This window comes from Synergistaceae bacterium (assembly GCA_012521675.1).
Classification (GTDB): domain Bacteria; phylum Synergistota; class Synergistia; order Synergistales; family Aminobacteriaceae; genus JAAYLU01.
This window is the reverse complement of sequence record JAAYLU010000027.1, coordinates 24,414-43,415: the sequence shown is the minus strand read 5'-3', so window position 1 is coordinate 43,415 and position 19,002 is coordinate 24,414. Positions and strand designations below refer to the sequence as shown.

Below are 19,002 nucleotides of genomic sequence, written 5' to 3'. Positions count from 1 at the left end.
GCTAGCCCAGCAGTCCCGGCAGGAAGAGCGTCAGAGCCGGGATGTACGTTATTATGATCAGGGCGATGATGAGCGCTATTATGAACGGTATGCTCTCCCTGACAAAGTCGGGTATCGCCACTCCGGTGATCCCGCAGGTGGTGAACATCATGGACCCGAAGGGCGGGGTGATACCGCCTATCATTATGTTGACGATTATCACAAGGCCGAAGTGAAGCGGATCGACGCCCAGCCCCGTGACCACAGGGACCAGCAGCGGCGCCAGTATGATCATCAGGGCGCCCCCCTCCAGGAACATCCCGAGTATCAGCAGCAGCACGTTTATCACCATGAGCATGGCATACTTGTTGTCGGCTATGTCGAGCAGCAGTCTCGCCATGGTCTGCGGTATGCGCTCCCAGCTCATGTAGTAGCCGAACACCGACGCCGCGACTATGACCAGCAGCACGGTGCTTGTGCCGTAGACCGTGTCTTTGAGCACCTCGATGAAGTGGTGCGGTCGCAGCTCGCGGTAGACGAAGAAGCCCACAAGCACGCAGTAGACCACAGCGACGGCGCCCGCCTCCGTGGGTGTGAACATGCCGAAGCGGAGGCCCAGGATGATGCCGAGCGGCATGAAGAGGGCCCAGCCGGACTGGCGGAGCTGGCGCATCACCTCTCCGAATGTCGCCCTCTTCTCGCGCGAGGGCTTGTATCCCCTTCTCTTGGAGATGAAGTGAACCGCGATCATCAGCGAGCAGCACATGATCAGCCCCGGGACGTAGCCTCCCATGAAGATCTTGTCCACCGACACCCGTGCTATCAGGGCGTAGATTATCAGGTTGATCCCCGGCGGTATGACGGGGGCTATCGCGGACGAGGCGGCTGTGATGGCAGCGGAGAAGGCCTTGTCGTACCCCCTGGCGACCATCTCCGGCACCAGGATCTTGCTCTCCATCGCGGCGTCGGCGTTGGCCGAGCCTGTAACACCGCCCATGAGCGTGCTGAGCATGACATTCACCTGGGCGAGCCCCCCGGTCATGTGTCCGGTGAGCACGTCCGCCATGCTCATGAGCCGGTTGCTTATCCCGGCGTAGTTCATGACCGAGCCGGCCATTATGAAGAAGGGAACGGCGAGCAGCGGGAAGGAGGCGGTGCTGGTGATGAAGCGCTGCAGTATAAGGTCCACCGGGCTTCCCGTGTTGATGAATGTGAAGTAGGACAGCGCGGCCCCGAACAGGGCGAAGGCGATCGGGATGCCGGAGAAGTAGAGCACGAAGACCACGACGACGGGCAGAAACTCCATCAGGCTCCCTCCTCCGCGGGCATGCCGCCGCGCAGCTCCTTGAAGAAGAAGCCCACCGAGTGGATCGTCATCAGGGCGAAGCCGACCAGCACGGCCGAGCTGACATAACTGGACGAGATGCCGAGCACCGCGGTCGGCTTGATCGATGAGGCCCGCACGAAGACGACGCTCAGGTAGACTATGTATGTGTTGAGGACTATCATGATCAGATGTGCGAGCATCCTGACCGATTTTTTCAGCGGCTTTGGGGCCAGCCTGGAGAAGAGGTCGATGCTTATGTGCATCTTGTGCTTGTGGCAGGCCGCCGCACCGACGAAGACGCTCCACACGAAGGCGATGGTGGCCACCTCCTCCGACCAGAATATCCCCCTGTTGAGCACATATCGGAAGAAGACGTTCACTATGACCATGCTCACGGTGATGCTTATGAAGAACGCGCTTACTATCTCCTCGGCGTAGACGAGGATCGTGCGCACGATTTTTTTCATGGCAGGCAACCCCTCACTGGATGAACCCGCGGCAGGGCGAGATCGCCCTGCCGCACCGATCGTAACAATCTCCAAGACTTCTGCGACAGCTCAGTTTCTACATGCACGACACAACGACCGGAGCATCCGTACCGCCGGTCGCCGTCCCGCCTGTCGGGTTAAAGTCTCTCCCTGATCTTCTCGAGCTCCTCCTGGAGCCTGTCGTAGATGCCGGGCGTCAGACCGGGGAAGGTCTCGTAGATGCTCTTGGTGGCCTCGACGAAGGCCTTCTTGTCGACCTCGTTGAACTTGACTCCGTAGGACTCCAGCTTCTCCGTTACCTCGCCGAGGTCCCTCTTGCCGATATCGACCATCTCGAGCGCACCCTTGGTGAACTCGTCGGCTACGATCTCGCGGTACTCCTCCGGGATCTTGTCCCACACCTGGGTGGAGATGTAGACTCCGCAGGTGCCGAGGAAGTGCTGCGTGCGGGCGACGTTCTTGAGCAGCTCATAGACCTTCGTTCCTATGTTGGTGAACTCCGAGCCCTCGATCCCGTCCACTATGCCCTGCTGCACGCCGGGAAGGGTCTCCGCCCAGGGAAGGGGGGTGACGGTCGCGCCCATCTCGGTCAGGGTCTGGATGAAGAGCTGGCTTCCGGGGGTGCGGATCTTCACGCCCTTGAGGTCCTCGGGCCTCTCGACCAGCTTGTTGGTGATGACGTTGCGGAAGCCGAACACGTACTCGAGCGCCAGTATCTTGATCCCTTTTTCCTCGGCCCTCTTGATCATGTCCTGCACGAGGTCGGTCTTTATGATCTCGACATACTCGTCGTACGAGTTGTAGAGCATCGGCCCGACCAGCGCTATGAAGTCCGGAACGTAGTCTCCGACGTAGGACGGGTCCTCCACCGAGATGAAGTCCGCACCGCGCACGACCTGCTCCATCCCGTCCTTGTAGACTGCTATCTGCGCCTGCGGGAAGGTCTGAATCTCGATTGCGCCGTTCGTCCTATTGTAGATCCTCTCGGCCACCCAGTCCATCGACTTGGTCAACTGCTCGTCGGGGGAGAAGACGTGGCTGAGTCGCAGCACCAGCTTGTAGTCCGAAGCGCTGGCCGCTCCCGCCGCTGTGAAAAGCAGGCACACAAGAAGCACGATTACAGTACTAACTCTCCGTTTCATTCACAACACTCTCCTTGCTGTATGATGTGGGGCTCTTCGCCGGCTTTCAGCGACCTGTCCGCTCGGGCCGGCACACTACATTTTACTAAAAACTCCAACCTATGTCACTCCGTACCCTTGACTAATATCTCCTCGAGCGCCGACAACAGCTCCTCAGCTCCCTCCCCGTCCGCGGAGAGCGCCACCGTGTCCCCCTTCGAAACGCCAAGCGACATGATAGACAGGATGCTCTTGGCGTTCGCCTCCTTGCCTCCCTTCTCTATCTTCACCTCTCCGGGCGCCGACGAAGCGGCCTGGACAAACTTCGCCGCCGGACGGGCGTGCAGCCCGTGAGGATTTTGAACCGTGACCTCTTTTCTCATTGTATATCCTCCTGCACCGAGTCAGGTCGAGCGTCGCGACTATGTCCGGGCGGCGGGGTCAGACCCAGCCCCTGGACTTGTCCACGGCCTTCTTCCAACCCTCGTACATCTCATCGCGCCTGTCGGCCGGCAGCGACGGACCGAACTCCCTGTCCGCCTTCCAATGGCTGCGCAGCTCGTCCATGCTGCTCCAGAGGCCCGCCGCAAGCCCAGCGGCGTAAGCGGCACCAAGGGCGGTAGTTTCGTTCACAACCGGCCGTATGACCGGCACGCCCAGGATATCGGCCTGTATCTGCATCAGCAGGTTGTTCTTCACGGCTCCACCGTCGACCTTCAGTGCACTGAGCGGCACGCCCGAGTCGGCGTCCATCGCCTCCTGCACGTCGCGAGTCTGGTAGCAGATGCTCTCAAGCGTCGCACGGATGAGGTGCTCCTTAGTGATGTACCGCGTCAGGCCGACCACGGCCCCGCGAGCGCTCATGTCCCAGTAGGGGGCGTACAGCCCGGAGAAGGCGGGGACGAAGTAGATTCCACCGCTGTCCTCCACCTTGCCCGCGAACCACTCCGAGTCCGGGGCGTCGTCGAACAGGCGCAGGTTGTCGCGAAGCCACTGCACCGCTGCGCCCGCGATGGCGATCGAGCCCTCGAGGGCATAGACCGCACTGCCCTCCTCCAGCCCGTAGGCGACTGTGGTGAGCAGCCCGTTCTTCGAGCGCGCGGGCCTGTCGCCGATGTTCAGCAGCATGAAACAGCCGGTGCCGTAGGTGTTCTTGGCCTCCCCGGGGGAAAAGCAGGTCTGGCCGAAGAGAGCCGCCTGCTGATCGCCGAGTATGCCGGAAACGGGGATATCCGAGCCGGCAATTTTATCGGATGTGTACCCGTAGACGTGGCTGCTCGGCTTTATCGCAGGCAGCATAGCCTCGGGGATGCCGAGGAAGCCAAGCATCTCCGAATCCCACTGCAGGGTCTCTATGTTCATAAGGAGGGTACGCGAGGCGTTGGTGACGTCGGTTACGTGGACGCCTCCATCCGGGCCGCCGGTGAGATTCCATGTGACCCAGGTATCCATGTTCCCGAACAGGACCTCTCCGTCCTCGGCCCTCTCGCGGACGCCGGGCACGTTGTCCAGTATCCACTTTATCTTCGTGCCGGAGAAGTAAGGGTTGATGACCAGGCCGGTGATGTCGTTAACCTTTTCCTCCCAGCCGGGTGCCTTTTTCCACTCCTCGCAGAAGTCCTGGGTCCTCATGCACTGCCAGACGATCGCGTTGCACACGGGCCTTCCGGTGCTCTTGTCCCAGACGACGGTCGTCTCTCGCTGGTTGGTTATCCCTATTGCGCCGATAGCGCCCGGTCCGACCCCGTTCTTGTCCACGACCTCGCGTATGACGTCCCTCACTCTCGACCAGATCTCCATCGCATTATGCTCCACCCATCCGGGAGCGGGGAAGATCTGCTCGTGCTCCATCTGGTGCGAGTTGACAGGAGTCCCCTCAAGGTCGAACACTATCGCCCTGCTGCTGGTGGTACCCTGGTCGATCGCCAGGACATACTTCTTTTTTGACATGCCGGCTTCCACCCTCTCCGTTGTAGCTCCGGATATTCGCATATTCGCCCGGACGCGACCTGCAAAGAACAGCGCGAATGTCGCGCCTGCTTCAGCATGATTATTCGGTCGGTTCATGATATCCTGCATTCCATGCGGTTGTCAACGTCAAACGGCCGAGGGGCAACGCGATATCGACTGTCGGAGCGTGTGATGGTAAGATTTAGCTGCAAACGACTGAAGGCTGGCAGTGTCGTCCCGAACGAGCCGCAGGCGAGGAGGGATCCGGCCGGGCAGTCGGAAATACAGGCTTTATTCGGCATTCATAATACAAAAGGACGTGACACATTATGAAAAGACATTTCCTGAGCGCTCTCGCACTCGCCGTGCTTCTCTTCTCTGTTCTGTCGCCCCATCCCGGATGGTCTTACTCGGACTTCGACCCGAAGAGCTACTCCGCACCGAAGATAAAGGACCTCTACCTGGTGATAATCAGGGACCCGGACGCGCAGATAATGGCGCTCCGAAACGGGCAGGTCGACATCCTCGGCAACCTTCACAGGCCGGTGGACGTAGATACTCTCGCCGACGACACCAACGTGGACCTCTCCCTTGCGGCGGGCTTTCACGGCTTCTTCCTGGGCTTCAATAACAGGGAGTTTCCGTGGGACCGGGTCGAGCTTCGCCGGGCGGCGTGGCAGGCGCTGCCACGCGAGCAGATCGTGCGAGACCTCTTCGCAGGTTACGCCGAGCCTCTGTCCACCTTCCTTCCACCCATATCTCCCTACTTCGACCCTACGATCAAAGGCTGGCCGTACGACCCCGACGCAGCGCGAACCGCACTGGCCGAGGCTGGATGGACCCTTGACACGGACGGCGTCCTGATCTCCCCCGACGGAAGAAAGATTCCTCCCCAGAAGATACTTTCCCCGACCGCGGCTGTCGTCCCGACCACAGCGGAGCTGGCTGTGAGGGCCGCCGAGGCGCTGACCGCTATCGGCATACCGGTAAGCACGGAGCCGATGGACTTCTCCGCCATGCTGTCGCGGCTGGACGAGCGTGACTTTCAGCTCTACGTGCTTGCGTGGCAGATGACGCGCGACCCGGACTCGCTGTACTCCCTCTACTCCTCGAAGCTGGACATTCCGGGAGGGCACAACATCCCCGGCATCTCGGACCCGGAACTCGACAGGGAGCTGGACCGCCTCCGCTTCGCCCCGGACGCGACCACGGCGCTGGACGCGGCCTCAGACGCTCAGAGGCTCCTCGTCGACCTTGCCCCCGTCGCTCCGATCTACAGCAGATACTCTGTCTCCGCAGTCAGGCGCGACTGGAAGGACTTCCTGGTGACGGACAGGACGACCGCGGACAACATCTGGAGCTTGCTCTCGATGAAGCCGGCGTCCGGCCCTATGCGCCCCCTCTACCTGGTGCAGGAGGAAGAACCAAGGGCACTCAACCCGTTCACATCCAGCTCCGCCTACGACTGGCAGGTGATGAGCCTGGTCTACGATGCCCTTATCGCAGTCGATCCATACACCCTGGAGACCATCCCTTGGCTGGCGACCTCGTGGACCGTCACCACGGAGGACGAGGGCAACGGTCACCACACGACGCTGACCTTCCACCTGCGCGAGGGAGTCAAATGGCACGACGGACACCCGCTGACCGCTCGCGACGCGGCATATACCTACGAGTTTCTGCGGGAGAACAAGCCACCACGTTACTTCGATAACGTTGACAACATCGAGAGAGTTGAGGTGCCGGACGACCTCACCCTGGTAGTGACGATGAAGAACGTCAGCTTCTGGCATCTGCACAGGATAGGCGGACTCCCGGTCCTGCCGAGGCACATAGTGGAGAAGGTGGACGACTGGAGAAGCTGGCTCCCCGCGTCGGTTAAGCACGAGGAGGACTACTCCCTCACCCGGATGATCGGCTCCGGGCCGTTCATCCTTCGTGAGTACAAGCCGGGGGAGTACGTTCACCTGACCTCCAACGAGGATTTCTGGCTGGGCGGGCGGTGATGCCAAGGTGGGCTACTGGGTTCGGAGGCTGAGTGGAGCGGCGCTGGTCCTCGTCATGGTGCTGGCGCTCAACTTTCTGCTCTTCCGCATCATGCCGGGCGACCCTGTCGCCTCGGTCATGGACCCGTCGTTCTCCCCCGAGGCAAAGGAGCAGCTCCGGAAGCTATACGGCCTTGACACGCCTCTGCCGACCCAGTTCCTGCTGTACGTGAAGTCCACACTGTCGTTCGACTTCGGAGTCTCCTTCCTGACGGGCAGGCCGGTGGCGGACGAGCTTCGCTCCCGCGTGCCCAATACCGCCGCCCTGCTGGGAAGCAGCCTGCTTCTGTCCGCGGCGATAGGCACGTGGCTAGGCATGAAGGCGGCTCTCCGCAGGGGGAGTTTTCTTGAGAAGTGCGTGCTGTGGAGCGGCGCACTCTCCTTCTCCTTTCCCTCCTTCTTCCTGCAGCTGCTTCTGCTGATGGCCTTCGCCTCCATGATCCCCGTCTTCCCGCTGCGGGGGACCCTCTCCGTTCCGCCCCCCGCCGGTTTGGCAGCTCTGACGCTTGACTACGCGCGGCACATGGCGCTTCCCGTGCTCTCCCTGACCCTGCTCGGCTTCGGCGGCTGGGCCATCTACGTCCGCAACCTGGCTGTGAAGGTTATGGGCGAGGACTTCGTACTGATGGCCCGGGCCAGGGGCCTTCCAGCCCGGAAAATCCTGTTCGGGCACGTATTCAGGACCATGCTGCCTACGCTGCTGACCCTGCTGCTTCTATCCCTGCCGGGCGTAGTCTCCGGCGCTGTGCTCACGGAGACGGTCTTCTCCCTGCACGGAGTGGGTCGCTTTCTGCTGGAGGCCGTCACGGGGCACGACTACCCCGCCGCGGGCGCCTCCTTCTTCCTGCTGTCGCTGCTGACCGTGGCCTGCAACCTCCTGGCCGACCTTCTCTATCCCATCACGGACCCGAGAGTGCGCATGGAGAGGAGCGCCCGATGACCGGCCTTATTCGCAGATGGAGCTTCTGGTGCCTCCTGGCCCTCACCGTCCTGGCCCTTTTCGGCGAGAGTCTGTTCGACCACCGGCCAGGCCAGCCGGTGGCCTCCCCCTTCTGCAAGCCTCTGTGGCTGAGCCGGGATCAGCCCCCCACCACCAGCCTGACTCTGAACCGCGACACGCCCGAGCTATCGCTCGACTGGCGCTACTCCCCGCCCTCGGGTCTTTCGATCGCAGTCGACGACTCGGCCGGCGACACAGGGCTCTTCGTGGAGATCGTAAAGCCGGGAGAGCCGCCCCTTCAGCTCGCCCCCCTGACGGGAGGCTTCAGGGCCGACGGCCGCGACATAGCCTTCAAGCGCTCGCTTGGGCTGCCCCCCTTCAAGGACGCCGCTGCCTCCCTGTTCGACCGGCGCGGAGAGTACCTCATCTCTGTCTCGGGCGCCGGGGATTTCGATGGCTCGGTGACTATCAGGCTGGAGGGCGGAAGGTGGGGGCTTCTGGGGACCGACCAGAGGGGAAGGGACGTCGCCGCGCTCTTCACCGCCGGGGTGCGCGTCTCCCTCATCGTGGGCCTGTTCGCGGCGCTTCTGGCTACCTTCCTCGGGACGTCGGTCGGGCTGGCCGCGGGCTACCTCGGCGGATGGACCGATGTGCTGGCGATGAGGCTCGTGGACCTTCTGCTGTCGATACCTCTGCTGCCCGTGCTGATGGCGCTGGCGGCCATGTGGGGCAAGGGACTGTGGCAGCTGGTGCTGATACTCTCCGTCTTCTCATGGATGAGCACGGCCCGGACTGTTCGCTCGCTGATCCTCTCCCTGAGGGACGCGCCATATATCGAAGGGCTGCGCGGGCTGGGGGCGCGCTCCGGGTACATTCTGCGAAGGCATCTGCTGCCGGAGACATTCCCGGTGCTGCTGGCGACCATGACTCTCGGGGTGCCTGGCGCGATCCTGTCAGAGGCGGGGCTCTCCTTCCTCGGGCTTTCCGACCCGCGCGTGATCTCCTGGGGAAGGATGCTTCACGAGGCCCACTCCTTCGGGGCCTTCACCGCCGGGGCATGGTGGCTGCTGCTGCCTCCGGGGCTTGGAATAACCCTGCTCTGCCTTGCCTTCCAGGATTTGGGCAAGCACCTGGAGGAGAGGGTGGACCCGAGGCTGAGGGGGGCTCGGAGATGATCGAGATAAGAGACCTGTCGGTGACCTACACGCGAGCGACCGACCGGGGTGCGGGGAGCGAGACGGAGGCGGTCAGGGGGCTCTCTCTGACGTTGAGAAAGGGCGAGCTCTGCGCGTTGGCGGGCGAGTCGGGAAGCGGCAAGAGCACCGTGCTGATGTCGATACCGGGGCTATTGCCCGCGGGCACCAGGGTCGGCGGCGAGATACTGCTCGACGGAACGAACCTGCTCTCATTAAACGAGGACGAGCTGAACGAACTGCGCTGGCGCAGGATCGCCATCGTCCCGCAGGGCGCGATGAACTCCTTCACGCCCGTGATCACCGTCGGCGCTCACGTGGAGGAGGTGCTTGACATCCACCTGGGGATGACGGGGCAAGCGGCGAGTGAGAGGACGGAGAGGCTGTTCGCCTCTGCGGGCTTGGACCCCTCCTGCGCGGACCGCTATCCCCACGAGCTCTCGGGGGGACAGAAGCAGAGGGCCGCCATCGCCCTGGCACTGGCGTGCGACCCGGACTGGCTGCTGTGCGACGAACCTACCACCGCGCTTGACGTGGTCACGCAAAAGGCGATCATAGACGAGCTGAAGGGGCTGGTGGAGTCAAGCGGGGTTGGAATGCTGCTGGTCTCTCACGATCTGCCGCTGGCGGCGTCCGCCTGCTCGCGCCTGCTGATTATGAAGGATGGGGAACTGGCCGAGGAGGGAACCCCGGGGGAGATAGTCGCCCGCCCGAAAAGCGAGCATTCCGCCGAGCTGGTGAATGCCCTGCTCGATCTTGAGAGGGAGGGAGAGCGATGATCCTCGAGGTGGACGGCCTCGTCGTGGACTTCCTCCGCCCCGGCGGCAGAGGGCGGGTCAGGGCCCTTGACGGTGCCTCGTTCAAACTGGAGCGTGGGGAAAGCCTTTCGGTAATAGGCGAGTCCGGCAGCGGCAAGACCACCCTTCTCAGGTGCATCTCGGCGCACGTCGAGCCCGACTCGGGCAGCGTCTCCCTCTTCGGCGTCGACCTGCGGAGCGCACACGGCGAGAGGCTGACCGGGCTGAGGCAGCGCTGTTCGGTGGTCCCGCAGGACCCCTACGGCGCTCTGCCTCCTTCGCTCACCGTGCTGGAGGCGGTCATGGAGCCGTGGCTCATCGTAAAGGGCCGGGGAGAGAGGCGGGAGGGCGAGAGACGCGCCAGGTCGCTCCTGGAGGAGCTCGGCCTCGGAACCGAGCTGATGTCGTCTAAGGTGCGCCTGTCCCTCTCCGGAGGGCAGCGCCAGAGGGTCGCACTGGCGAGGGCGCTCGTCCTGGAGCCGGAGCTTCTTCTGTGCGACGAGCCCACCAGCATGCAGGACGCGTCGACCAGGGGTGAGATCCTGGAGATACTCGGCGAGAGGCAGAGGGCGGGCATGTCCATGATCTTCGTAACGCACGATCTCTTCCTGGCGCGAAGGGCCGCCGCCAGGGGGATTGTACTGCACAAGGGAGTCCTCGTAGAGGAGGGTTCCACGGCGGGATTTCTCGACTCGCCGCGACATTCCTACACCCGTGCGCTCGCCTCGGCCCTGCCGAGGCTCACCCCGCTGCTGAAGGACCGGTTTTAACCCTCGGCAAGCCTCCTGGCGGCGTCCAGATGCTTGCAGCATCTCCTGTGCTGAAACGACGGACAGGTACAGGCCCCGTGGACGAGATCCACAGCGTAGTCCTCGCTTCCGTGGGCTATGTAAATTCCTCCGGCTACATGCTCCAACCTCTCTGCCGGAAAAGGAGAAGCGTCGGTCGCTCGACTTCGCTTCTCTCCATCGATGGCCTGGTTGGAGAGTCTGTCAGCCTCCCTGTTCTCCTCCCTCGGGACCCACGACAGGGAGCTTTCTGTCTCCGTCAGCAGTTCCAGCGCCCGCTCGGCAAGCGGCCTGAGGCGAGGTTCTTTTATCTTCCACGCGCCTGTGACCTGCTTGACAACCAGGCTGCTGTCCCCGCTTATAGCGACCGACCTCAGCCCCCGCTCGCGGATCTCCTCCAGCAGGATGATCAGGGCATCGTACTCCGCCTCGTTGTTCGTCCTCCTCCCCAGCGGCCTGGCGCAGCTCCAGATCACCTCGCCCAACGCATCGACCAGCAGAGCCCCCGCACCGGCGTCGCCCGGGTTTCCTCGCGACGCCCCGTCGAAGAATCCGCGGATGCGTCCGTCCGAGCCGATACAATCGGTCTCGTCTTCAAGAAAAAGCAGTTCTTCCGAATAGCCTATCTTCATGCGCACTCTCCTCGCCTGTCGTGAGGTCCCTGCAATATCGTGACCTTTGCATTTGATGAAACGGGTATTTCGGCTCAACAAAAAGGTCTTTTCTCCCGGAAAACCGTAAAATTCCCTAGCCCGAGGATGAAAAAGCCTATATAATGCCTTGGAGATCAAAACTTCTTTTTCAAGGGGGCTGCATACTGTGACACTATCGCCGTTCCTTTCAACTCGGAGGGGCTGCGCTTCCACGGGAAGCACGCCGTTTATCAAACATATTCTCATAATCCTCGCCGCCGTCCTCGTCTGCACGGCCGCCGCCCAAGCGGGCGAGTCCGCCGCCGGGCAAAACCCCGATGAAATAGTCTTCCTAAAAGGCCTTTTCGTCAAGGAGGTGCGGGGATACGGACTCTACACCGAGGAGGAAACCAGCGTCTTCAAGAAGGCCGACAAGCCGACGGTCTACCTCGAGGTGGACAACTTCAAGCTGGGAATCAAGGACGACCAATATCATATCAGCCTCTCCCTCGACCTGCTCGTAAAGGACGACAAGGGAAAGGTCGTGGCGGAGGACAAGGGCATCATCAGCCACGAGCACATCCTGAAGAGCCGCGTCCGCGACGTGTGGTTCACCGTCATCCTGGACCTGTCCGAGTGGCCGGTAGGCAAGCATGTGCTATCGTGGGTAGTGGTGGACAATACCTCCGGGAAGCAGTGCACCAAGGACATGGAGTTGGAGGTCGTCGAATGAGAACGCTCTACCTCGACTGCTTCGCCGGCATCGCGGGGGACATGTTCCTAGGCGCTATGCTGGACCTTGGACTGGACGAGGCCGAGTTCCTTCGGACAATGCGGGAGCTAGTGCTCTTTCCGCAAGGACATGGCCATCATTCTCACCACCACGGCGAGGGCCCGCGGAAGCACCCGTCGATAACCGTAGCCCGCACCTCGCGGGGAGGGATCGCGGCGGCCAAGGTTAATGTTGCGTCCTTCGAGGACCACCCTCACAGAGGTTTGTCAGACATACTCGCGATAATCGACGCAAGCCCGTTGTCGCTCCAGGTGAAGGAACGCAGTGTCAAGGCGTTTCGCCTGCTGGCCGAGGCCGAAGGCAAGGTGCACGGCATGCCCCCCGAGGAGGTACACTTCCACGAGGTCGGCGCCATCGACTCCATAGTGGACATAATCGGCGCCTTCGTCTTGCTGGAGATGGCAGAGGTCGACAGGGTCGTCTCGTCGCCGCTGAACGTAGGGCACGGCACGATAAAGTGCGCCCACGGGATTCTTCCCGTACCGGCTCCCGCCACAGCGGAGCTGCTCGAAGGCCTGCCGGTCAGGGTCGAGGGAGGCCCCATGGAGAGGGTCACTCCGACGGGAGCTCTGCTGGTCCGAATGCTGGCCGAGTCGTTCGGCCCCATCCCGAACGGAAAGCTGCTCGCAAGCGGCAAGGGAGCGGGCGACAGGGAGAGCGACATACCCAACGTCCTGCGAGTGATGCTGCTTGAGGCGGACGAGACCGCCGAGGACGGCTTCCTTCGCGACTCAGGGGTAATAATCGAGACCAACATCGACGACATGAACCCTCAGTACTACTCCCCCGTGATCGAGAGGCTGATGGCCGAGGGCGCCCTGGACGCTTGGGCGACCCCCATCCTCATGAAGAAGGGCCGTCCGGCGACGACTCTTGGTTGCCTGTGCAACCTCGGGTCGGAGGAGAAGTTCGCCCGGCTGATCATCCGAGAGACCACCACTCTGGGAGTGCGGATGCACACGGTTCGGAGGCTCAAGGCGAACGCGGAGGTCGTCGAGAGGGAGACGAAATGGGGCAGGGCCCGCTACAAGATCGCCCGCACCGGCGACGGAACCCGGGTCAACCCGGAGTACGAGGACGTGAGCCGCATGTCCGCCGAGCAAAACATACCCCTGTCCGATATGCGCGAGCTGCTTCTAGCCGAGTACGGCGACGAATAAAGATAACGGTATGCGCTGCCTGGCGACGTTCGAGATAACCAGCATGGCCGTCCTGTTCGAGCGGGTATGCCGCAAACACGGGATTAAGGCGAAGATAGTCCCCGTGCCGCGCAGCATCTCCGCAAGCTGTGGCCTGGCCTGCGACTTCCCCTGCGAGGAGGAGGAACGTGTCCGCGCCCTGTGCGAGTCCGAGCGCATCGAGACCACCTCCTTCCACCGCATGGAGTGACGGGGAGGGATCTCGTGCTTGTTGGCTTTTCTCTCCGCAATGAGCATAACGAGCCGTTGCAGACCAAGAGAAGTGGAGGCTAATTGAACTGTTATTCAACTCATTCGAGTTCCTGTTTGTCTTTCTGCCCATAACCTGGATTCTCTTCCGGCTGGCCTGCAGGGCGCGTGTGATCGACGTCGCTTTGGCTGTCCTGCTGGTAGCTTCGTTCGTTTTCTACTCCTACTGGAATCCGCCTTTTTTCTTCCTCATCCTCTTCTCCATCCTGTTCAACTACTCTTGGGGGCGGCTGATCGAGCGATCTTCCGGCCGTCGCAGGGACATATGGCTTTATAGCGGAGTAGCGGTGAACCTCCTGCTGATCGCCTACTTCAAGTACGCGAATTTCATGATCTCGAACATCGCCTGGATTTTCGGAAGAGAGTGGGTCGCGCGGGACATATTCCTGCCGCTTGGCATCTCCTTTTTCACATTTCAGCAGATCGCCTACTTGATCGACTGCTCCAAGGGGCTCGCCAAAGAACACGTGTTCACCCAGTACGCACTCTTCGTCACCTTCTTTCCCCAGCTCATAGCGGGGCCCATAGTCCGCTACGAGGATATACTTCCCCAGTTCGGACGGCTGCGCACCTTCGGCATGAGCTACCGCAACACTGCCATTGGGATAGCCCTCCTCGCGCTCGGGCTCTTCAAAAAGGTCGTGATAGCCGACACACTCTCACCCTGGGTCGCGGCTGTGTTTGACTCGGGCGACACATTGACCCTGGTAGAGGCGTGGGGGGGAGTTCTATCCTATACCTTTCAAATCTACTTCGACTTCTCCGGCTACTCGGACATGGCTGTGGGGCTCGGCCGGCTGTTCAACATCGAATTGGCCATCAACTTCAACTCCCCCTACAAGGCTCTGTCGATAAGCGACTTCTGGCGCCGATGGCACATCACCCTCTCATCCTTCCTGCGCGACTACCTCTACATCCCTCTCGGCGGGAATCGCTGCGGCAAGGTGCGCAGAAACATCAACATCATGATCACCATGCTGCTCGGGGGGCTATGGCACGGGGCATCCTGGAACTTCGTCGTGTGGGGCGGGCTTCACGGAATTTACCTGGTGATCAACCATACCTACAGAAGGATGGTTTCCACTTTGAAGATTACCCCCCCCCCGTATACTTGTTCCAATATACTGGCTGACCACCTTCCTCTCAGTCGTCTTCGCGTGGGTCTTCTTTAGGTCCACGTCATTCGCCCGGTCGTGGGAGATACTCTCCGGCATGGTCGGCCTTAACGGAACAATTCTACCTCCGCACTGGGCGCCGTTTCCGTGGCTTCGCGATTCCCTCCTCTCAATGGGCGTCAAAATCGAATGGCCGAACACGTGGGCACTGGTCGCGGGCAAGTGGCAGGTGCTCGTGCTTGCCGCCTGCACCCTGGTGGTGATCTCTCTGCCCAACAGCTTCGAATGGACGCAAAGCCGCTTCAGACGAAACAAGCTCACGCTCGCACACGCCATGTTTTTAGGATTGATCTTGGCGATGAGCGTCTGCTCGCTGGACCGGATTTCCGAGTTCCTGTATTTTCAATTCTGATGGGGGCCAGGGGGATGAAGAACTTTTACAGGAAGAGGATCTTGCAGATATTCATAGCTGCCGTAATTCTCATAGTACCGGTCCCCCTATTGAACTACATGGTGGACCCCTACTGGTGCTTCGATCATGAGATTCTGATAGGGCGCTATCAGACCGGTTTTGACGAACGACAGCAAAAGACTAATTTTCTGACGTTCAATAATCACGCTTACGACACGTTAATCTTGGGCAACAGCCGAGTAACTTATACTGACCCAAGAGATGTTCCGGGAAATGCCTTTAATTTCTCGACCAGTAGCATGAGGTCGTCGGAATTCCTGCCGTACCTTCGGTTTATTTCTGAGGGGGACACAAAACCCATCATAACCATGGTATTGGGGCTAAGTTTTGCCGAAACGAACGGAGCAAACCCCGGGAGCTTCTCTCATCCAGAGGAATACGTAAAAAACGCGGCTCTGCCCGGCTATCGATATAGAACTCTGTTCAGCATGTCTCTTCTTCGTCGCTCACTCTCTAACATCAAGCGGGATCTTATAACGAGAGACCTCCTTGACGCATACGAACGAGGTAATAGAAAAATATTCGGACGACAAATGCCCATTCCTAGACCAGAAAATGCTATTCTCAACTCTGTTGCCTCAGACGTAGCTAGATATCGAGAACAGGTCTACGGCAAAACCTACGAATACCTCGATCTCAGGCCGACATTCACCGAGCTGAAAGAAGCCTTCCCGGACACGAGGTTCATCGTATTCACCACTCCAGTCAGCTCTAACCTGCTCCGGCTATTAATCGAGGAAGGGAGGCTGGATGATTACACAAGGTGGATCTCCGGGGTGGTTGAGGTCTTCGGCGAGGTCTGGAATTTCATGTACCACAATGATGTGACCATGAATAATTTTAACTACAAGGATGCCCATCACTACTCGCCGTTGGTGTGCAGGGCGATAATTCGTAGAATTTACGGTCTGCCGATCGACGACGAGTTCGAGGAATTCGGTGTGAGAGTGACGCCAGAAAACCTGGAGGAACACCTGGTCTTCCTCCGCGACAATCTGACGGGACAAGACGGCGATTGAACAACCTGAACGAGGTAAAGGAACGCCCGTTCGGAACCACACAAGTGTTCGCGCGCCCTTCGGACGGATTGAAGAGCGGCCGGGGCCTCGAAACGGCTCCGCCCGCTCTGTGTTTTTATGCCTGTTGTCCCGAAAAGGAAGCCCGCGCCGTCCTCGGGTCTAAGCCCTCTGCGCCGAACGCTCCGCCCAGGGTCTGATCTTTTGCAGTACAGGGGCCAGCGTTCTTTCTGCGACTTCGGTATCGTACGCGGCCTGGGCGCGCAGCCAATAGCCGTTGGACAGCCCGAAAAACCTGCACAGCCTTAAGTCGGTGTCCGCTGTCACCGAGCGTTTCCCGGCGACGATCTCCCCGATGCGCTGCGGGGGAACTCCAATCTCTCTGGCAAGACGGTATCGGCTGATTCCCATCGGTTGCAGAAACTCCTCGAGCAGAAGCTCCCCCGGCGTCACGGGATCGAGTTTTTTCATACTGCACACTCCTTAATGATAATCGACGAGCTCAACGTCGTACGCGACTCCTTCCGACCAACGAAAACAGATACGCCACCGATGACGGGCTGACAAAAGTAGATGTTCGCCTGGTCAACGAAACTCTGTGGATGACGCAGGTAGATATGGCTCGGTTGTTTCAGTGCTCTGTGGACAATATCTCCCTTCACCTGAAAAACATCTATGAAGAAGGCGAATTGATTCAGGAGGCAACTACCGAGGAATTCTCGGTAGTTCGCAAAGAAGGAAGTCGATCTGTTAGGCACAAGCTGATGTTTTACAAGGTTCCTTCTTACGTCCAGTGGGACACAAGGGATTCCAAATATTCCTTGGGAAGTCGAAATCCGGTTTCCCCGCCATTAAAAAGCTCTTCAAGAGGCTCCTTCTGATTTTGAGTGGATAGGGTTTGAACCGAAACAATGTGACACTCGGTTTACCGGAGCAACCTGGCAGCAGTGTGTCGTCCACTTCGAATGCAACGCGCTGAAGGACGTTCCCAAGGACAAGACGGAAGAAGTCGGTCGAATGCTTCGTGCGATCTTCTCCCAGGAGTCACGGGAAAGCGCTCTTGAGCGTTTGAACAGGGAGATCCGGAGAAAAACCAACGTAGTAGGGAGCTTTCCGGACAGCAAAGCGGCATTGGTGCTTGTTGCGGCCCGGCTTCGGTACGCGCTCTCTCAGCTGACACATATCATGGGTAAGCTACAGCAGAGCCGATTTTCAAGGTGCTACTGTCTGAATTCGACTTTTGCGAAAGGCTCTTGACACAACCCTCCTTCCGACCGCGCCCTGTCTACGCACCGGCCACATCGGACTCCTTCACGAAGATCCAGGTTATAAGGAAGCCTCCGACGTAGGAGATCAGAATCCCCGCGAGGTAGTTCAGCATGCTGCCCGGCTGCATCATGGGAAGCGCCAGCAGCCCGGACGGCCCCCACGACGTGGCCATCACGCCGGTCGCCATGACGTACGCTCCGCCGAACCCGGCGCCCAGACCGGCGGTTATGAACGGTTTCCCCATTGGAAGCGTGACGCCGTAGATAAGAGGCTCTCCGATTCCTAGCAAGCCCGCCGGAAGCGCTCCGGCTATCACGCTCCGGATTCGGGAGTTTTTTGTGTTTCGCGCCTTCAGCCAGATGGCGGCCGCCGCTCCGACCTGCCCTCCCCCGGACATCGCCAGCACCGGAAACAACGAGACACCCCCGAAGGTCTGAAGCTGGATGGCGTAGATGGGGATCAAGCCGTGGTGCAGCCCCAGTAGCACCATCGGGAGGAAGAGAGCGGCGAGAACGTAGCCCGAGACTATGCTCACAGCCGCGCTTCCGGAGTTGATGATAAGGGAGAGAGCGTCGACCAGCCAGTCCGAGAAGTAGCCAGAGACGGGCATCACGACGAAGACCATGCCCAGCGCGACGACGAGAAGCGCGACAAGCGGTGTCAGAATCAGGTCGAGCACGTTGGGGACCATCTTTCGCAAACGCTTCTCCACCTTGGCAAGAATATACACGCCAAGTATCACTCCGATGACGCCGCCCTTGCCCGTGGTGAGGATGGAGTTGAGCGGTACGTCCGGGTCGAAAAGTCCGAGCAGTTGCGAGATCTCGTTGATCTGGGCCCCCGCTGTCATTGCGCCGGTCATGCCGCCCAGCGCCTCCGTCGCGCCGAAGCACCTGGCCGCGTTTACTCCGGTGAATATGGCGAAGTAGCCTAGGAAAGAGGCTCCGACGAGCTGGCAGATGGACCGACCGAACTCCCAGCCCGCGCCCGCGACCAGCTGCTGTTTCAGCATTGTGTCGAGGAGGCCGCCCAGCCCGTTGAAGATGCCGGACGCGATGATCGCCGGGATGAGCGGGACGAAGATGGCGGCGATAGTCTCCAGGGCAGTCTTGAAAGGCCCTCTCTTAACTTCCCGCCTGGCGTCCCTCTTCTTCTCCACCCGGTCGCCGACGGCCGCGCCGCCGCACGCGACTCCGAACTCCCCGACGAGGATATCCGCGACCCTCTTCGCCCTTCCCGGTCCGACGACGACCTGAAGAGTCTCCCCCTCGACCACGCCCAGAACGCCCTCCAGAGCCTTCAGACCGGCCACGTCCGTCCTCGAGGCGTCCTTCAGCCGAATACGAAGTCGAGTCATGCAGTTCGCAACCGAGCAGACATTCTCCCTCCCGCCTAGAAGCTCCAGGATCCTTCCGACATACGCCGCGTTCATTTCCATACGGTCGCACACTCCTTCAGCCGGCAGTCTCGGAGACAGGCCGCCGCTCTCAATTCGGCTCAAGATGAGTCGTTATGATGCTTGAGGCGCCGAAGCGGGCCTCTATCTCTCCCTCCACTTCGGTCGCGTAAGAATTGGCCTCATGGATCGACGATGTTCATGATACTGGACGTGGCTATTATGACACAAGA

General features: G+C 60.4%; 18 protein-coding genes and 1 pseudogene. 11 read left to right on the top strand and 8 right to left on the bottom strand.

Going from position 1 to position 19,002, the window contains the following annotated elements:
* Position 1: 1 nt before the first annotated feature.
* The 5 genes from GX181_03475 to glpK form a co-directional block, all read right to left on the bottom strand.
* Positions 2-1,285 carry a TRAP transporter large permease gene (locus GX181_03475; protein ID NLM71008.1) on the bottom strand — a complete coding sequence of 428 codons (1,284 nt, stop codon included), beginning with the start codon at positions 1,283-1,285 and terminating at the stop codon, positions 2-4.
* Positions 1,285-1,773 (bottom strand): TRAP transporter small permease, encoded by a 489-nt coding sequence (locus GX181_03470; protein ID NLM71007.1) that lies wholly within the window; start codon positions 1,771-1,773, stop codon positions 1,285-1,287. Before GX181_03470 ends, GX181_03475 begins: the two co-directional genes overlap by 1 nt.
* Positions 1,774-1,931: 158 nt before the next feature.
* A complete protein-coding gene (dctP, locus tag GX181_03465; GenBank protein NLM71006.1) occupies positions 1,932-2,936 on the bottom strand; it encodes a TRAP transporter substrate-binding protein DctP in 1,005 nt (334 codons plus the stop codon).
* Between the two features lie 104 nt (positions 2,937-3,040).
* Positions 3,041-3,298, bottom strand: a complete 258-nt coding sequence (locus GX181_03460) for an HPr family phosphocarrier protein (GenBank protein NLM71005.1) — start codon at positions 3,296-3,298, stop codon at positions 3,041-3,043.
* A gap of 58 nt (positions 3,299-3,356) precedes the next feature.
* Positions 3,357-4,865 carry a glycerol kinase GlpK gene (glpK, locus tag GX181_03455; GenBank protein NLM71004.1) on the bottom strand — a complete coding sequence of 503 codons (1,509 nt, stop codon included), beginning with the start codon at positions 4,863-4,865 and terminating at the stop codon, positions 3,357-3,359.
* Positions 4,866-5,194: 329 nt separating this feature from the next.
* Here glpK and GX181_03450 point away from each other — a divergent pair, with 329 nt between their 5' ends.
* From GX181_03450 to GX181_03430, 5 genes are read left to right on the top strand one after another with little or no spacing between them, the layout of a single operon-like run.
* Positions 5,195-6,871, top strand: coding sequence for an ABC transporter substrate-binding protein (locus GX181_03450; protein ID NLM71003.1), 1,677 nt, complete (start codon positions 5,195-5,197; stop codon positions 6,869-6,871).
* A gap of 55 nt (positions 6,872-6,926) precedes the next feature.
* Positions 6,927-7,850: an ABC transporter permease gene (locus tag GX181_03445; GenBank protein ID NLM71002.1), complete on the top strand. Its 924-nt coding sequence runs from the start codon at positions 6,927-6,929 to the stop codon at positions 7,848-7,850.
* Positions 7,847-9,025, top strand: coding sequence for an ABC transporter permease (locus tag GX181_03440; GenBank protein ID NLM71001.1), 1,179 nt, complete (start codon positions 7,847-7,849; stop codon positions 9,023-9,025). The genes GX181_03445 and GX181_03440 overlap by 4 nt, the downstream gene beginning before the upstream one ends.
* On the top strand, positions 9,022-9,822 hold the full coding sequence (locus tag GX181_03435) for an ABC transporter ATP-binding protein (protein NLM71000.1): 801 nt from the start codon (positions 9,022-9,024) through the stop codon (positions 9,820-9,822). The genes GX181_03440 and GX181_03435 overlap by 4 nt, the downstream gene beginning before the upstream one ends.
* Complete coding sequence (locus tag GX181_03430) at positions 9,819-10,610, top strand: ABC transporter ATP-binding protein (GenBank protein ID NLM70999.1); 792 nt, start codon at positions 9,819-9,821, stop codon at positions 10,608-10,610. The genes GX181_03435 and GX181_03430 overlap by 4 nt, the downstream gene beginning before the upstream one ends.
* On the opposite strand, the gene GX181_03425 is transcribed toward GX181_03430, so the two are convergent.
* On the bottom strand, positions 10,607-11,260 hold the full coding sequence (locus GX181_03425) for a ribonuclease HI family protein (GenBank protein ID NLM70998.1): 654 nt from the start codon (positions 11,258-11,260) through the stop codon (positions 10,607-10,609). The two genes, GX181_03430 and GX181_03425, sit on opposite strands and share 4 nt — an antisense overlap.
* 187 nt (positions 11,261-11,447) lie before the next feature.
* On the opposite strand from GX181_03425, the gene GX181_03420 reads away from it, so the two are divergent.
* From GX181_03420 to GX181_03400, 5 genes and pseudogenes are all read left to right on the top strand, one after another.
* On the top strand, positions 11,448-11,993 hold the full coding sequence (locus tag GX181_03420; GenBank protein ID NLM70997.1) for a hypothetical protein: 546 nt from the start codon (positions 11,448-11,450) through the stop codon (positions 11,991-11,993).
* The gene (larC, locus tag GX181_03415; protein NLM70996.1) at positions 11,990-13,213 is read left to right on the top strand and encodes a nickel pincer cofactor biosynthesis protein LarC; all 1,224 of its coding nucleotides are present in this window, start codon (positions 11,990-11,992) and stop codon (positions 13,211-13,213) included. Before GX181_03420 ends, larC begins: the two co-directional genes overlap by 4 nt.
* A gap of 10 nt (positions 13,214-13,223) precedes the next feature.
* Entirely contained in the window at positions 13,224-13,442 is a 219-nt protein-coding gene (locus tag GX181_03410) for a DUF3343 domain-containing protein (GenBank protein NLM70995.1), read from the top strand.
* Positions 13,443-13,530: 88 nt separating this feature from the next.
* Positions 13,531-15,028, top strand: a pseudogene (locus tag GX181_03405) (MBOAT family protein).
* 14 nt (positions 15,029-15,042) lie between these two features.
* Entirely contained in the window at positions 15,043-16,107 is a 1,065-nt protein-coding gene (locus GX181_03400) for a hypothetical protein (protein ID NLM70994.1), read from the top strand.
* Positions 16,108-16,266: 159 nt separating this feature from the next.
* On the opposite strand, the gene GX181_03395 is transcribed toward GX181_03400, so the two are convergent.
* Positions 16,267-16,575 carry a HigA family addiction module antidote protein gene (locus GX181_03395; protein NLM70993.1) on the bottom strand — a complete coding sequence of 103 codons (309 nt, stop codon included), beginning with the start codon at positions 16,573-16,575 and terminating at the stop codon, positions 16,267-16,269.
* Positions 16,576-16,995: 420 nt separating this feature from the next.
* Between GX181_03395 and GX181_03390 the strand changes: the two genes are divergently transcribed.
* Positions 16,996-17,361: a hypothetical protein gene (locus tag GX181_03390; GenBank protein NLM70992.1), complete on the top strand. Its 366-nt coding sequence runs from the start codon at positions 16,996-16,998 to the stop codon at positions 17,359-17,361.
* 28 nt (positions 17,362-17,389) lie between these two features.
* Here the strand turns inward: GX181_03390 and GX181_03385 are convergent, their stop codons facing one another.
* Positions 17,390-18,805, bottom strand: coding sequence for a PTS transporter subunit EIIC (locus GX181_03385; protein ID NLM70991.1), 1,416 nt, complete (start codon positions 18,803-18,805; stop codon positions 17,390-17,392).
* Positions 18,806-19,002 lie beyond the last annotated feature (197 nt).

Coding starts and splice junctions, on each gene's coding strand:
- GX181_03470 (NLM71007.1), bottom strand. CDS start 1,773: ATGAAAAAAATCGTGCGCACGATCCTCGTCTACGCCGAGGAGATAGTA.
- larC (NLM70996.1), top strand. CDS start 11,990: ATGAGAACGCTCTACCTCGACTGCTTCGCCGGCATCGCGGGGGACATG.
- dctP (NLM71006.1), bottom strand. CDS start 2,936: ATGAAACGGAGAGTTAGTACTGTAATCGTGCTTCTTGTGTGCCTGCTT.
- GX181_03460 (NLM71005.1), bottom strand. CDS start 3,298: ATGAGAAAAGAGGTCACGGTTCAAAATCCTCACGGGCTGCACGCCCGT.
- GX181_03430 (NLM70999.1), top strand. CDS start 9,819: ATGATCCTCGAGGTGGACGGCCTCGTCGTGGACTTCCTCCGCCCCGGC.
- GX181_03440 (NLM71001.1), top strand. CDS start 7,847: ATGACCGGCCTTATTCGCAGATGGAGCTTCTGGTGCCTCCTGGCCCTC.
- GX181_03450 (NLM71003.1), top strand. CDS start 5,195: ATGAAAAGACATTTCCTGAGCGCTCTCGCACTCGCCGTGCTTCTCTTC.
- GX181_03425 (NLM70998.1), bottom strand. CDS start 11,260: ATGAAGATAGGCTATTCGGAAGAACTGCTTTTTCTTGAAGACGAGACC.
- GX181_03410 (NLM70995.1), top strand. CDS start 13,224: ATGCGCTGCCTGGCGACGTTCGAGATAACCAGCATGGCCGTCCTGTTC.
- GX181_03445 (NLM71002.1), top strand. CDS start 6,927: ATGGTGCTGGCGCTCAACTTTCTGCTCTTCCGCATCATGCCGGGCGAC.
- GX181_03385 (NLM70991.1), bottom strand. CDS start 18,805: ATGAACGCGGCGTATGTCGGAAGGATCCTGGAGCTTCTAGGCGGGAGG.
- GX181_03395 (NLM70993.1), bottom strand. CDS start 16,575: ATGAAAAAACTCGATCCCGTGACGCCGGGGGAGCTTCTGCTCGAGGAG.
- GX181_03400 (NLM70994.1), top strand. CDS start 15,043: ATGAAGAACTTTTACAGGAAGAGGATCTTGCAGATATTCATAGCTGCC.
- GX181_03475 (NLM71008.1), bottom strand. CDS start 1,285: ATGGAGTTTCTGCCCGTCGTCGTGGTCTTCGTGCTCTACTTCTCCGGC.
- GX181_03435 (NLM71000.1), top strand. CDS start 9,022: ATGATCGAGATAAGAGACCTGTCGGTGACCTACACGCGAGCGACCGAC.
- glpK (NLM71004.1), bottom strand. CDS start 4,865: ATGTCAAAAAAGAAGTATGTCCTGGCGATCGACCAGGGTACCACCAGC.